Annotated in this window: 15 protein-coding genes and 1 pseudogene; 11 read left to right on the top strand and 5 right to left on the bottom strand. The window is 61.4% G+C overall.

Going from position 1 to position 14271, the window contains the following annotated elements:
• A pseudogene (locus HNO79_RS17320) lies at positions 1 to 511 on the top strand (glycerophosphodiester phosphodiesterase); the annotation flags it as partial.
• Between the two features lie 18 nt (positions 512 to 529).
• Here HNO79_RS17320 and HNO79_RS15875 read toward each other — a convergent pair.
• Together HNO79_RS15875 and HNO79_RS15870 are read right to left on the bottom strand one after the other, a co-directional pair.
• Positions 530 to 1348 carry an FTR1 family iron permease gene (locus HNO79_RS15875; protein WP_200409688.1) on the bottom strand — a complete coding sequence of 273 codons (819 nt, stop codon included), beginning with the start codon at positions 1346 to 1348 and terminating at the stop codon, positions 530 to 532.
• Between the two features lie 2 nt (positions 1349 to 1350).
• Positions 1351 to 1692, bottom strand: a complete 342-nt coding sequence (locus HNO79_RS15870; protein ID WP_010513198.1) for a cupredoxin domain-containing protein — start codon at positions 1690 to 1692, stop codon at positions 1351 to 1353.
• 203 nt (positions 1693 to 1895) lie between these two features.
• Between HNO79_RS15870 and hmpA the strand changes: the two genes are divergently transcribed.
• Both hmpA and HNO79_RS15860 read left to right on the top strand, forming a co-directional pair.
• A complete protein-coding gene (gene hmpA / locus HNO79_RS15865; RefSeq protein ID WP_214165888.1) occupies positions 1896 to 3113 on the top strand; it encodes an NO-inducible flavohemoprotein in 1218 nt (405 codons plus the stop codon).
• Positions 3110 to 3478 (top strand): DUF488 domain-containing protein, encoded by a 369-nt coding sequence (locus HNO79_RS15860; RefSeq protein WP_200409690.1) that lies wholly within the window; start codon positions 3110 to 3112, stop codon positions 3476 to 3478. The genes hmpA and HNO79_RS15860 overlap by 4 nt, the downstream gene beginning before the upstream one ends.
• 53 nt (positions 3479 to 3531) lie before the next feature.
• Here HNO79_RS15860 and HNO79_RS15855 read toward each other — a convergent pair whose 3' ends face one another.
• Positions 3532 to 3687, bottom strand: a complete 156-nt coding sequence (locus HNO79_RS15855) for a hypothetical protein (RefSeq protein ID WP_181418167.1) — start codon at positions 3685 to 3687, stop codon at positions 3532 to 3534.
• On the opposite strand from HNO79_RS15855, the gene HNO79_RS15850 reads away from it, so the two are divergent.
• The 8 genes from HNO79_RS15850 (at position 3686) to HNO79_RS15815 (ending at position 13084) form a co-directional block, all read left to right on the top strand.
• Positions 3686 to 4381, top strand: a complete 696-nt coding sequence (locus HNO79_RS15850) for a glutathione S-transferase family protein (RefSeq protein WP_010513202.1) — start codon at positions 3686 to 3688, stop codon at positions 4379 to 4381. The genes HNO79_RS15855 and HNO79_RS15850 overlap by 2 nt on opposite strands.
• Before the next feature lie 93 nt (positions 4382 to 4474).
• Entirely contained in the window at positions 4475 to 6097 is a 1623-nt protein-coding gene (locus HNO79_RS15845) for an ABC-F family ATP-binding cassette domain-containing protein (RefSeq protein WP_200409691.1), read from the top strand.
• An 86-nt stretch (positions 6098 to 6183) separates the two neighbouring features.
• Positions 6184 to 8556 carry a heavy metal translocating P-type ATPase gene (locus tag HNO79_RS15840; RefSeq protein WP_214165889.1) on the top strand — a complete coding sequence of 791 codons (2373 nt, stop codon included), beginning with the start codon at positions 6184 to 6186 and terminating at the stop codon, positions 8554 to 8556.
• Positions 8557 to 8636: 80 nt separating this feature from the next.
• Positions 8637 to 8975, top strand: a complete 339-nt coding sequence (locus HNO79_RS15835) for a metal-sensitive transcriptional regulator (protein WP_010513205.1) — start codon at positions 8637 to 8639, stop codon at positions 8973 to 8975.
• A 262-nt stretch (positions 8976 to 9237) separates the two neighbouring features.
• The gene (locus HNO79_RS15830; protein ID WP_214165890.1) at positions 9238 to 9624 is read left to right on the top strand and encodes a hypothetical protein; all 387 of its coding nucleotides are present in this window, start codon (positions 9238 to 9240) and stop codon (positions 9622 to 9624) included.
• A gap of 60 nt (positions 9625 to 9684) precedes the next feature.
• Positions 9685 to 11529, top strand: a complete 1845-nt coding sequence (locus HNO79_RS15825; protein ID WP_214165891.1) for a copper resistance system multicopper oxidase — start codon at positions 9685 to 9687, stop codon at positions 11527 to 11529.
• Entirely contained in the window at positions 11526 to 12341 is an 816-nt protein-coding gene (locus HNO79_RS15820) for a copper resistance protein B (protein WP_214165892.1), read from the top strand. The genes HNO79_RS15825 and HNO79_RS15820 overlap by 4 nt, the downstream gene beginning before the upstream one ends.
• 167 nt (positions 12342 to 12508) lie before the next feature.
• The gene (locus HNO79_RS15815) at positions 12509 to 13084 is read left to right on the top strand and encodes a hypothetical protein (protein ID WP_214165893.1); all 576 of its coding nucleotides are present in this window, start codon (positions 12509 to 12511) and stop codon (positions 13082 to 13084) included.
• A 387-nt stretch (positions 13085 to 13471) separates the two neighbouring features.
• Here HNO79_RS15815 and HNO79_RS15810 read toward each other — a convergent pair whose 3' ends face one another.
• Together HNO79_RS15810 and HNO79_RS15805 are read right to left on the bottom strand one after the other, a co-directional pair.
• Positions 13472 to 13900, bottom strand: coding sequence for an RrF2 family transcriptional regulator (locus HNO79_RS15810; RefSeq protein WP_214165894.1), 429 nt, complete (start codon positions 13898 to 13900; stop codon positions 13472 to 13474).
• A gap of 105 nt (positions 13901 to 14005) precedes the next feature.
• Positions 14006 to 14188 carry a hypothetical protein gene (locus HNO79_RS15805; protein WP_048856952.1) on the bottom strand — a complete coding sequence of 61 codons (183 nt, stop codon included), beginning with the start codon at positions 14186 to 14188 and terminating at the stop codon, positions 14006 to 14008.
• Positions 14189 to 14271: the final 83 nt, after the last annotated feature.

The following is a 14271-nucleotide window of genomic DNA, read 5'->3' as shown; positions in this document are numbered from 1 at the left end:
CATCATTGCGGCCCATGAATACACCCGGTACTACCCGCTGGAGGTCCAGTCCTTCGAAACCACCCCGCTGCGCAGACGGGTTCAGGTCATCAACCCACAGGCAGGCGCATCTCATGCTGCTCATGGGGGAACGGGCGGAACATGTTCCCGATACGATGGGCACAGCGACCCCGCTGGCCTTTGGCAACCTCATGCCCCCGGACGACTTACGGCGTGTGCGCGATTATGCGGATGTCATCGGACCGTCCAATACGGACATCATACCACGTGACGCAGATGGCGCGTGGAGTACACCCACATCACTGATTGATGACGCGCACCGGGCGGGGCTGCTGGTACATTCCTACATTTTCCGCCCCGAAAACCGTTTCCTGCCTGCGCAACTGCGCAATGCCGCGGGGACAATGCCGGAAACCCGCAGGGATCAATCGCAGAAATCCGACGCGATCTGGACATGGGTCTTGACGGCTTCTTTACCGATGCCCCCGCCAGCGGCCGCCTTGCCCTGCGGGATCAGGCCCGCCAGCCATCAGGCCCGTGTCGCAGGCCGCCCGCGCACCAGCCGGGTCGCGGTGATCATGACCGCCAGCGTCACCACCCACGTCATGACCTGCACACCCATGGGCCGGTCGGAATATCCCAGCAGCGCCTTGGCCGCGCGTCCGACCATGCTGCCATCAGACAGCAGCCACGACGTATCCCATACCTCATAACCGAAGGCGGGGATCAGATCATCGCCCGCCAGCAGGCCCGCCGCCTGACTGGCCATGCCTGCGGCCAGAAAGGCGATCAGCAGTCCCGTCACCCCGAACAGGCGGCTGAGCGGAATGACGATCAGGCCACGGTACAGCAGCCACGACAGCGCCGCTCCCGCCACAATGCCCAGCGCCCCACCCGTCAGCATGGCCACAGGCCCGGAATGGGTCGAGACCGCAATGCCATACAGGAACAGGACAACCTCCACCCCTTCGCGCAGCACGGCCACCGCCACGACAACGGCCATGGCGGCAAGCGAGCGTTCGCCGGACACGACCTCCGCCCCCAGCGTTTTCATGTCGCCTGCCATTTCGCGGCCATGGCGGGTCATCCATACCGTGTGCCAGCCCAGCATGAGCACTGCAATGCACAGGATGGTGGCGGAAAATACGTCCTGCCCATTGCCCGACAGCGCGGCAGACAGGCTGCCTGCGAACACTGCTACGATCGCGGCCCCCGCGACACCTGCCGCAATGCCACCGGCAACCCAGCGCCCACGTCCCGGAATGCCCTGCGTCGCCGCCAGCACGATACCGATGATCAGTCCCGCTTCCATGACCTCACGGAATACGATCAGCAGACTTCCCAGCATGATCAGGGCTCCTGTGTCACGGTAACGGTGCCCGTCGCCTGGTCGGGGTGGTAGTCATCGAAAAACTTGTAAGTCCCGGGATGCAGCGGCCCCGCATGCACGGTAATCGTCCCGCCGGACACCACGATTTTCTCGAATTTCAAATCATAGCTTTCGAATTCGTCCGTCGTGTCATCATGATTATCAAGGGTGATCAGGAAGCGCTGGCCGGCGGGAACCGTAATATGGTCCGGGGTGAAATGGTGATCCTTCACCTCCAGGTGCACAGGCTCCATCGCCCATGCCGCCGGAACAGGCGCAAGCGCCGCAAGCCAGACACATGACAGAACGGATACGTAACGCATACGGCACACTCCAACAGTGCGCGCATGTTATGCGATTTAGTCTCAGTGTCAATTATAAGGCAGCCGGCTTTCAGGCTGCCTGAGCATCTTCGATGATACGGGCAACGCATAAAGGATATACATCTGGATAAGATATAAATTATTGACATCTTTATCGACGCCAATAAGATGTAGATATTATATATCTTTAAAGGAAATCAGGAATGGCGTCCCCACTGGATGACAAGACCCGCGGCATCATCACGGCCTGTGTCCCCGCGCTGGAGGCACACGGCCTGGCGATCACGACGGAAATGTACCGTCGGCTGCTGGCCAATCCGGACATTCGTGACCTGTTCAACATGTCGCACCAGAAAGACGGGGAACAGCCAAGGGCGCTGGCGCTTGCGGTGCTGGCCTATGCCCGCAACATCGACAACCTGGGCGTCATGGCCGGTGCGGTCGAACGCATTGCGGAAAAGCATGTCGGCCTGAACATCCTGCCCGAACATTATCCGTATGTTGCGGATGCCCTGCTGGGCGCCATCGCGCATGTACTGGGGGATGCCGCGACACCCGAGATCATGGACGCGTGGGGCAAGGCCTACTGGTTCCTTGCTGAAATCCTGATCGGGCGCGAGGAACAGATTTACGTATCCCATGCCGCAGCCCCGGGCGGATGGGTTGGCTGGCGTCCCTTCCGTGTCAGCCGCCGCGTGGTGGAAAGTGAAACCGTCACATCGTTTGAACTTGTGCCCCAGGACGGCAGGCCCGTCATGCGCCATGTGCCGGGGCAGTACCTCAGTTTCCGCCTCGACGTGCCGGGCCATGGCGCCGAACGGCGCAATTACAGCATTTCCTCCGCCCCCGGCTCAGCCTCCTACCGCATAAGCGTCCGCCGTATCGACAATGGCGTCGTCTCCGACTGGCTGCATGACAGCGTGAAGGAAGGCACGGTGCTGCAGGTCTCCGCCCCGGCGGGTGACTTCACGCTGGGCGACCCGGCCCCTGCATCCATCGTGTTCCTCAGCGCGGGTGTCGGCCTTACGCCCTTCATGTCCATGCTGGGCGCGCTGGACGCCAGTACGGCCAGAATACCCGTGCGCTTCGTTCACACCACCCGCACGCCCGGGACGGAAGCCTTTGGTCCCGCCATCCGTGACCTTGCCGCAAGGGGCATGCTGCGCGCCGACATATTCTACAGCCGCGCCACGCCGCAGGCAGCGCAGGACGCCACAGGCGTCACCCTGCATGCTGGCCGCATGACACCGGCATGGCTGACGCAGGAAATCGACAGGGCTGCGACCTACTACATCTGCGGTCCCGACGGTTTCATGCGCGATACCGTCGCGACACTGAAGGCCGCAGGCGTGCCCGACGGCCATATCCGGTACGAGTTCTTCGGTTCGGCGGCGGATGCGGCGCTGCCCGGGGCAGCATGATGACTGGCATTCGTGTCAGGCGGGTTTATGACCCGCCTGAACCGGATGATGGCAGTCGCGTGCTGGTGGATCGCCTGTGGCCCCGTGGGGTCAGCCGGGACCGCGCCAGTCTGACACTATGGCTGAAGGATATTGCGCCCAGCACCGGACTGCGCCAGTGGTTTGGTCACGACCCGGCACGATGGGCCGAATTCCAGAAGCGCTATATTACGGAACTGCAGGCCAGTCCCCAGCCTGTGAAACAGTTGCTGGACATGGTCCGCGCCGGTACCGTCACCCTGCTGTACGGCGCACGGGACACGCAGCATAACGAGGCGGTCGTCCTTGCTACGTACCTGCGCAACCGGATGGACCACGGGGCCTGACGCATCACGTCATGTCCCGCATATTGCCCGCGGCATGTCCATATTCCGACCCGTCACAGGACAACATGCGGAACCAAAGCCGTGATCGCCCCCTTTAGCAGGTCATCGACACCGCCCTGACCGGCACGCCACACCCGTGCCACTGCCAGCCAGTCACGACAGGCGGCAACGGGCGGGGCCCCTGCCAACCGGGAAGGATCGCGTACCATGATTACCGTGCATCATCTGGACAATTCACGTTCACAACGGATCCTGTGGCTGCTGGAAGAACTGGAGATTCCCTACGACATCCGGTTTTACAGACGCGATCCCAAAACCATGATGGCCCCCAGGTCCCTGCGAACCGTCCATCCACTGGGCAAGGCGCCGGTCATAACGGATACGGACGGGAACGTGACGCTGGCCGAAAGCGGGGCGATCATCGAATACATCATCGACAAATACGGCAATGGCCGACTGGCACCCGCGCGGGGCACGCCGGAGTACATCCGTTTCATATACTGGCTGCATTATGCGGAAGGTTCCGCCATGCCGCCGCTGCTGCTCAAGCTGATATTCGGGCTGTTGCCAAAACGCGCCCCCCTGCCGCTACGCCCGTTCGCTTTCCTGATCGCATGCGGGGCACAGCGGACGGTCATCAATCCGCAGGTCAAGCTGCATATGGATTACTGGGAACGCAGCCTGTCGGAAAGTGAATGGTTCGCGGGCGATGACTTCACCGCCGCCGACATCCAGATGAGCTTCCCGCTGGAGACCGCCGCCGCCCGCGCCGGGGCTGCCGATAACCGGCCACACGTGGGGGCATTCCTGCGTCGCATCCATGACCGTCCCGCCTATCAGCGCGCCCTGCTGCGGGGCGGGAAATATGCCTATGCCAATGCCGGAGGAAAAACGGCATCCTGATCCGGGGCAGACGTCTGGCACCGACGGGCCATGGTTTACGCTGCGTGCGCGTTCGTATTAAGTGCGCGCGTACTCCCACCCGCCCGAGGTTCCATGATTCGTCTTGACAGCATCACCAGGCATAATGGCCAGCGTCTGGTCTTTATCGAAGCTTCAGCTGCGTTACAGAAGGGGGAGAAGATCGGCCTTGTCGGCCCGAACGGGGCAGGCAAGACCACGCTGTTCCGCATGATCACCGGGCAGGACGAACCCGATGAGGGCACTATCCTGGTCGATCGCGGAGCCACCATCGGCTTTTTCAGTCAGGACGTCGGTGAAATGTCCGGCCGCAGCGCCGTGGCCGAAGTCATGGATGGCGCGGGAGCGGTGTCCGAAGTCGCGGCCGAACTGGCGGTACTGGAAGCGGCACTGGCCGACCCCGAACAGATGGACCAGCTGGACAGCATCCTTGAACGCTTTGGCGAGGTACAGGCCCGTTTTGAGGAACTGGGCGGTTATGCGCTGGACAGTAAGGCGCGCGAAGTGCTGCACGGCCTTGGCTTCAGTCAGGAAATGATGGATGGCGACGTGGGCCGGCTTTCGGGCGGATGGAAAATGCGCGTGGCACTCGCGCGCATCCTGCTCATGCGGCCTGATGTCATGCTGCTGGATGAGCCCAGCAACCATCTCGACCTGGAAAGCCTGATCTGGCTGGAACAGTTCCTGTCGGGCTATGACGGCGCGCTGCTCATGACATCGCATGACCGGGCCTTCATGAACCGCGTCATCAACAAGGTGATCGAGATTGATGGCGGCAGCCTGACCAGCTTCTCTGGCGATTACGAGTTCTATGAACAGCAGCGCGCCCAGAACGAAAAGCAGCAGCAGGCCCAGTTTGACCGCCAGCAGGCGGCACTGGCCAAGGAAATCAGTTTCATCGAACGCTTCAAGGCCCGCGCTTCCCATGCGGCACAGGTGCAGAGCCGCGTGAAGAAGCTGGAAAAGATTGACCGCGTCGAACCACCCAAGCGGCGGCAGGCAGTCAGCTTCGAGTTCCCGCCCGCCCCGCGATCGGGCGAGGACGTGGTCAGGCTGCGCGGCGTGGACAAGCGGTATGGCGAGCGCGTCATCTACCATAACCTTGACCTGCTGATCCGGCGACGGGAACGGTGCTGTGTCCTTGGTGTCAATGGCGCGGGCAAGTCGACGCTGCTCAAGCTGGTGACCGGCACCACGCAGCCCGACGCGGGCACTGTGACACTGGGGGGCAGTGTCAAAATGGGCTATTTTGCCCAGCACGCCATGGACCTGCTGGATGAAAGCCGCACGGTGTTCGAAACACTGGATGATGCCTTCCCGCTGGCCAGTCAGGGATCGCTGCGCGCACTGGCGGGCAGTTTCGGCTTTTCCGGTGATGAGGTGGACAAAAGCTGCCGCGTGCTGTCAGGTGGGGAAAAGGCGCGGCTGGTCATGGCATTGATGCTGTTTGACCCGCCGAATTTCCTGGTGCTGGATGAACCGACCAACCATCTGGACATCGCAACCAAGGAAATGCTGATCACCGCGCTGGCCCGGTACGAGGGCACGATGCTGTTCGTCTCGCATGACCGGCATTTCCTGTCCGCACTGTCCAACCGGGTGCTGGAACTGACCCCCGACGGGATTCATCAGTATGATGGCGGGTACAGTGAATATGTCGCGAATACCGGACAGGAAGCGCCGGGACTGCATGCCTGATCACAACTGCGCAGGACCTGCCTCTGCGCCTTGAAAATACCACTGGGGGGTATAAATCAGGGGAGAATACGCGAAGGAGCGCCACAGTGTCCCAGACCATGAGCTTTCCTGTGGGCGGCATGTCGTGCGCCGCCTGTGCCGCGCGTATTGAAAAGATCCTCAACCGTCAGGACGGCGTGCATGCCAGCGTCAATTTCGCAACCGGGCGCGTGCAGGTGGTGCTTGATGCGCCTGCCGCCACGATCGGCGCCGTTGTCGCCACCATCCGCAAGGCGGGCTTCACGGTGGATGAAACCAGCGTGGACCTGTCCATTACCGGCATGTCGTGCGCAGCATGCGCGGCACGGATTGAAAAGATCCTCAACCGCCTGCCCCTGACACAGGCCAGCGTGAACCTTGCTACCGAACGGGCGCATATCATGTTCGTGCCCGGCATTGCGGATGCGGACACCTTCATCGCCCGCATTGAAAAGGCCGGTTTCGGCGCAGCACGGGTGGATGATGGCACGCCGGATGACGCGCAGGCCCGGCGTCTTGCCGCATGGCAGGCGGAACGCGCGCATTTCGTGCTGCTGCTGGTCCTGTCCCTGCCATTTTTCGTGCAGATGGCGCTGATGCCCTTCGGGGCCATGTACATGATGCCCGGCTGGCTGCAACTTGTGCTGGCGGGTGTGGTACAGTTTTACGGTGCGCGCCATCTGTACCAGCGCGCGTGGAACGCCGTGCGCGGCGGCGGCGCCAACATGGATGTGCTGGTCGTGATGGGAACCACCATCGCATATGTCTTCAGCGCCATTGTCGTGATCGCCCACCTGCACCAGCCTGTGTATTTCGAAGCCAGCGTTGCGATCATCACCCTGATCTCCCTGGGCAGGCTCATGGAAGCGCGCGCGCGGGACCGGACCGGTGCGGGACTGGAAAGGCTGCTAAAGCTGCAGCCACGGCTTGCGCATGTGCTGGTTGATGGCGCGACGGTGGACCGCCCGGTGGCGGATGTGCGCGTGGGCGATACATTCGTGGTGCGTCCCGGCGAGAGCATTCCGGTTGACGGGGAGGTGCGCGACGGCACGTCCGAAGTCAACGAGGCCATGCTGACGGGTGAAAGCCTGCCGGTGTTCAAGCAGGCAGGCGCGCGGGTGTTCGGGGGCACCATCAATACCAATGGCGTGCTGCGCGCCACCGCCACCGGCGTGGGACATGACACGGCGCTGGCGCATATCGTGAAAATGGTCGAACAGGCGCAGGGGTCAAAAGCGCACGTGCAGCGGCTGGTGGACCGGATATCGAATATCTTCGTGCCCACCGTCCTTGTCATTGCACTGGTCACGTTCGTGGCGGGCTGGCTGGTAACGGGCGATGCGACATGGAGCCTTGTCTCCGCCGTGTCCGTTCTGGTTATTGCGTGCCCTTGCTCGCTGGGGCTTGCCACGCCCACGGCCATCATGGTGGGCACGGGACTGGGCGCGCGCTGCGGCATCCTGTTCCGCAATGCGGATGCACTGGAACAGGCACACAGGCTGACCACCATCATCATGGACAAGACCGGCACCCTGACCGAAGGCAGGCCAACCGTCAGTGACGTTGTGCCCGCGCCGGGAATGGACACCGGCAGGCTGCTTCAGATCGCCCGCACGCTGGAACAGGAATCCGAGCACCCGCTGGCCCGCGCCATTGTCGATCATGCCGCGGCGGCAGGCGTCGCTGCCCTGCCGATTGTCGATTTCCGCGCCATACCGGGCATGGGTGTCACAGCCATGGTGGATGGCGCACCAGCCTGCCTCGGGTCCCCCCGTTTCATGGCCGGGCATGGCATGGCGCCAGATGACGACGTGACAGCCCGACTGGAGCAGGACGGCAAAACCGTCATCGCCGTCACGGCCGACGGACACCCGATTGGCCATATCGCCCTGATGGACCGCCTGCGTCCTGACGCCGTACGGACCGTCAGTGCGCTGAAGGATGCGGGTATCCGGGTCATGATGCTGACAGGTGACAACCCGCGCAGTGCGGCGTTCATTGCGAAACAGGCAGGCGTGGATGACTACCTTGCGGGCGTGCTGCCCGGTGACAAGGCGCAGGCGGTCAGGACATGCCATGACCGGGGCGGCGTGGTCGGCATGGTGGGGGACGGGATCAATGACGCCCCGGCGCTGGCGGCGGCGGATGTTGGCTTCGCCATTGGCGCGGGCGCGGCCATTGCGCTGGATACGGCGGATATCGTGTTGATGAAAAGCGAACTGACCAGCGTGCTGGATGCCATTTCCCTGTCCCGCGCCACGCTGTCCAAGATCCGCCAGAACCTGTTCTTCGCCTTCATCTATAATATCCTTGGTCTGCCACTCGCCGCTTTCGGGCTGCTCAACCCGATCGTGGCGGGTGCGGCCATGGCCATGAGTTCGGTATCGGTGGTCAGCAATTCCCTGCTGCTCAACCGCTGGAGGCCAGACGGGCGGATATGACCCCTGCCCCACCGTAGGCACCCGGGACGGGTTATGGTACGGTATATAGACATGTCAGGACAAAATGGACGAAGGCGCGCATGGCAAGACACGAAGAACCGGTGACCGACGCGGCAGGATGCGCGCATTGCACGCCCCCCACGGACAAAAAGGTCGAACAGCCGCACAAGAAGGCGCTGGTGAACCGTGTCCGCCGGATTGAGGGACAGGTGGGCGGCGTGCTGAACATGATTGAGGATGACCGGTACTGCGTTGATATCCTGACCCAGATTTCAGCCGTGAAATCAGCACTGGACGGTGTTGCCATCCAGATCCTGTCCACCCATGCCCGGGGCTGCGTGCGCCAGTCCGTCATGGACGATGGCGGTGACGACGCGATTGAGGAAATGCTGGGGATCGTGCGCAAGCTGATCCGCTAGAAGCCTGGCTGAAAACAGGCCGTTGATAAACGGACGTCCAGGGTGCTGCCTTTTTCAAAAGCTTCACCAGAAACCTCTTCATGATGTGCACGGTCTGCACGCGCAGCCTGTTGGAAAACGCTCTGACACATACATGCGTAAAGCAGGTTTCTGTCCTATCACACCTGCACCGGCAGGCAGAAAAATGCTTTTCTTTATGCCCCCCATGGGTATTATACAGACACGTTTTGTCATGCGACTTGCCTGTGCGTAGGAGCCCTGAATGATCAGGACACATGGCCGGATCTGGATTGGCCTGCTGGCCTGGCTGCTGATGCAGACCGGGCTGCTGGCCGCGTCCTTTCCTGTCATGGCGCAGGCGCAGACCGTCATGATGCCGCAGCACACTGCCGCGGCTACCCCACATTGCATGACACCGGCGCCGCCTGTCCATCTGGCACACACGCACCATAAGCAGGACCCGTGCTGTCATGTCCATGTCAGTTCGACCGACATGCCCGCCCCCCCGGTAACCCTGCTGCCCCCACAACCCGGTGCAGGCACGCAGGCCTACCTGTCCCCACCGCAGGCCCGTCTGGCTGGCGGTGACTGGCTGCCCCCCATGCGGCCCCCAAAATACCGGAACGCGCAGGCGCCATCAGGCGTATGATATGTCCACCATCCCGGCGGGATGGTGGGGTGTGACTGCCCTGTTTCCGGAATTTTCCCTATGTTTACTGCCTCTCGCACGCGGGACGGCCTGACACGCCGCCGTTTCGTCACGGGCTGCGGGGCGGGCGGACTGCTTGCCGCCCTTCCCCTGCCCGCTTCCGCCAGTCCCGTCGCACCGGGCGCGGTCCCTGCCGCCGCCAGTGCGACATGGAACCTGCGCGTCGGCCGCAGGCGTATTGAAATCGATCACAAGGTCCTGCACGCGCCGTGTATCGGGGGGACCGTACCCGGCCCCATCCTGCGATGGCGGGAAGGGGATCACGTCACCCTGAACGTGACCAATACGCTGCATGATGAAGAGACCTCCATCCACTGGCATGGCATCCGCCTGCCCGCCAATATGGATGGCGTGCCGGGACTGAGCTGTACCGGTATTCCCCCCGGGGAGACCTTCACCTACCGCTTTCCCGTCCAGCAGAGCGGTACTTACTGGTACCACAGCCATTCCGGCATGCAGGAAGCACAGGGGCTGTATGGCGCCATCGTCATCGATCCGCGCCGTCCCGACCCGAATGCATGCGCGCGGGATTATGTCATCGTGCTGTCGGAATGGACCGACGTGTCGCCCATGGACATGATCAGCAACCTCAAGATGCAGGATGATTACTACGTCTTTCGCCAGCGCACGCTGGCATCCCTTCCGCGGGAAGCGCGGGCGGCGGGTGGTCTGGGCGCAGCACTGAAGGACCGGCTGCAATGGTCACGCATGCGCATGGCCGCAACCGACATTTCCGATGTCACGGGCATCATCTACACCTACCTGCTGAACGGTCATGCACCCGACATGAACTGGTGCGGCCTGTTTTGTCCCGGTGAGCGGGTGCGGCTGCGTTTTGTCAACGCCGCGTCCATGACGTTTTTCGACATCCGCATACCGGGTCTGGACATGCTGGTGGTGCAGGCGGACGGCAATGATGTCGAACCCGTGCCGGTGGATGAATTCCGCATTGGCGTGGCCGAAACCTATGACGTGATCGTCCAGCCCCGCGACAGCCGCGCCTATACGATCTTTGCCCAGAGCGAGGACCGCACCGGTCATGCCCGTGGCACGCTGGCCCCGCAGGCTGGCATGACTGGTCCCGTCCCCCCCATGGACCCGCGCCCGGTACGCACCATGATCGACATGGGAATGGGTGACATGGGCATGGATGACATGAAACCGGAACACGGCATGAAGGACATGGATATGCCCGGCATGTCGGAAAAAGACACCCATATGGACGGTATGGATATGTCCGGCATGAACCATGGGGACATGGGACATATGGACATGGACTACATGGACCACATGGACCATTACGCACCATCCATCCCCGCCATGGAAGTGGATGATCCCGGTCCGCCGCCCATCAATGTCGAAAACCAGAATGTCGCGAAAATGCCGGTGGACCGTCTGGGCAGTCCCGGCGACGGGCTGGAGAACACCGGCCGCCGCGTACTGAATTACCGGCAGTTGCGCGCTACCCGCCCCGGCACCGACCGTCGCCCGCCATCGCGTGAGATCATCCTGCACCTGACCGGTAATATGGAGCGGTACATATGGGGCTTCAACGGCCGCAAATTTTCCGAATCAGGACCGATCCGCCTGAAGCTGGGCGAACGGGTGCGTTTCACGCTCATCAACGATACGATGATGGAACACCCCATCCACCTCCATGGCATGTGGAGCGAACTGGAAAATGGTCAGGGTGACTACCGTCCCTATAAACACACCATCATTTCCCAGCCGGGGTCACGGCTGAGCTACCTCGTCACGGTCGATGCGCCGGGCATGTGGGCGTATCACTGCCACCTGATGCTGCATATGGAACTGGGCATGTTCCGCACGGTGATCGTGGCATGACGCGCGCGCTTCTTCTGGCGGTCATCCTTGTGCCCGTCACGGTCATGCCCACACTGGCGCAGGGGTCTGCCGCCACTGGCACCGCCACGGCAACACGGAGTACGAAAACGGCGTATCATGCCGCCGATGCTCCGTCATCAACGCCCGTCGTCTATCTGGGCGACATGAAGCCGGTCATGGACCATGCCAGCTATTTCCATGGCATCCTTGATGAATTCGAAGGACGCTACGCCCCCGGTGGATCGGATTTCCGTTGGGATGGGGAAGCGTGGTACGGCACGGATTACAACCGGGTCTGGCTGAAGACCGAAGGCACGCTGGAACATGGCCGTCTGCATGACGGGGATCATGAACTGCTGTACAGCCGCGCGATCTCGTCCTATTTCAATGTGCAGGGTGGCGTGCGGGCGGATATTGACGATGGGCCGACACGCACATGGGGCGCGCTGGGGGTGCAGGGGCTTGCACTGTATGAATTCGAATTTCAGGCGACCGCCTATGTCAGCGACCGCGGACGGTTCGCCACCCGTATCGAAGGGTCGTATGATTTCCTGCTCACCAACCGGCTGATCCTGCAGCCACAGGCGGAATTCAATCTTTATACCAAATCCGATCCCGCACGGCAGGTTGGCGCGGGCCTGTCGGATGTCGATGCGGGGCTGCGCCTGCGGTATGAGGTCTGGCGTAAATTCGCCCCCTATGTTGCCGTATCTTATGCCGGTTACCTGACGCAGGCGCACAGGATCGTGCACGACCAGCGTGGCGAGACGGGTGCATTGCGATTTACGTTTGGCGTGCGAAGCTGGTTCTGACCCCATACCGGCATGGGAAACGGTCGGGAGCAGTTGCCATGGGCACGCAGCACCCTATATTTTATGCAGTGGTGGGTGACTGTGCATCAGGCACCTGTCAGGGATCTTCGGGGATCCTGCCTGAAGATCTGTATTCATGATTTTTTCCTGATGAAGGATTGGGGAAAATGCCTATCTCTGGATCTATCAAGAAAGGCGCGTTATGCGCGCTGGCGACCATACTGATTGGCGGTAGCCTTGCCACGCAGCCGACACAGGCCGAGACCCTGACCGTCGTTGACGCCAGGGGGCGGCCCGTTGGCGTGCTTGTGCCCCAGCAGGTGCAGGCACCCCCTGCATTTGATGCGATTGACCAGATGATGGACCGGGAATTCGCCGCGATGGAAGCACGCCAGCGGCACATGATGCAGCTGATTGACCAGACCCTGTCCACCCCCGCAATCGCAATGCCTACCCCTGCCCTTGATACCCGTGACGGTCACGGGCAGGGCAGCGTGTACCAGAGCGTCACAACCATATCATGGGGCAGCAATGGCATCCCGTGCAGCCAGACCGTAACCAGCACCAGCAACGGCCATGCCGCCCCTGTCGTTCAGGTCGCGACCCGTGGTGATGCGGCATGTGCCGCGAAAATGTCCGCCACCACCAACCGGCAGGCCCCTGCCCCACGGACACAGGACCTGACCCCGGCAGTGGATACGACCACACCTGCCATGGACCGGGCGACCTCCCGTCCCTTCTGAGTTTGTATCCGTAACCTCGTCCCTGCCCATGTCACGCGGACATGGGCAGACCGGGTGGCGCTGTCCTGCTGCGCACGATCTCTGCGCCACACTGACCGGCTGCCCGGATCCCGCCGGTTACTGCTTCCCTCTGCATTCAGGCTTGTACTTGCCCGGAATATGACGGTTTCCCTGCCATATGACTGGCCGCGATGAAGACCGCCATCCGGCATGAAATGGCAAGAACGGACAGCGCTCGGCTGCCAGCAGGCCAAAGCAGCTAATGGGACAGGCCATGTCCCGTGGCAATACCAGCATAACAGCCCGTAATCTGGGGATCAGCAGTGCTACTGCCGTACCGCAAAATGAAGTATTCGGAATCAGGCAAGCGGCATGCGCGGTCGCCATTCACCGATGGATATGGCGCTGCCCGGATTCCATTATGACGTCATGAAGTGTCACGTCATCCAGAACACTCATGAAAGCATTGAGCGACTGGGCCAGTATGCCACGCAGCCGGCAGGCATCCGACAGAACGCATGCCTTTCCATTGTCCGGTTCACAGGTCACCAGTTCATCCATGTCCGCTTCCGTGAACCGGACAATATCCCCAAGGGTGATCTTGTTTGTCGGGTGCGCAAGTTCCAGGCCGCCCGTACGGCCACGGCGGCTGCTGACCATACCATTGCGCGCCAGACGGCAGACAATCTTGCTCAGATGATTTGAGGAAATCTGATACATGTCAGCAATTTCCTGAATAGCCACACGCCTGCCCTGGTTCCTGCCAAGGTAAATCAGGGTCTGAATGGAATATTCCGTATAAAGGGTCAGGCGCATTATATTTCACAAAACCTGTACTGTATTCATTTCATAAGGTCATGCGGCGTGCCTGCATGCCTGTTTTCCTGCGCACATGGATGGGGCAGCATACCCGGCAGAATGTCATTTATACCTGCGGAACCATCGTCCGCTTTCTTCATCTATGATCCAGCCCAGACGGACCATTTCCTCGACATCCTCATCCGACATGGACAGCATGTCCTCCTGGGTGCCCAGATACGTTCCTTCGGCGCCATGCTCCATGCGGAACGACTGTATTTTCTGCCATATTGGGTGTGAAAGCATTTTTACTCTCCCTCCTTATCCGGCACATGTAATCGCGATGCTATTTATTTAAGATCGGTCCGATATGCTGCCACACGAACTCG

The sequence above is a fragment of the Komagataeibacter oboediens genome (genome assembly GCF_018491655.1).
Classification (GTDB): Bacteria; Pseudomonadota; Alphaproteobacteria; order Acetobacterales; family Acetobacteraceae; genus Komagataeibacter; species Komagataeibacter oboediens.
The sequence above is the reverse complement of the archived record's forward strand: the minus strand, read 5'-3'. Positions and strand labels throughout refer to the sequence as shown.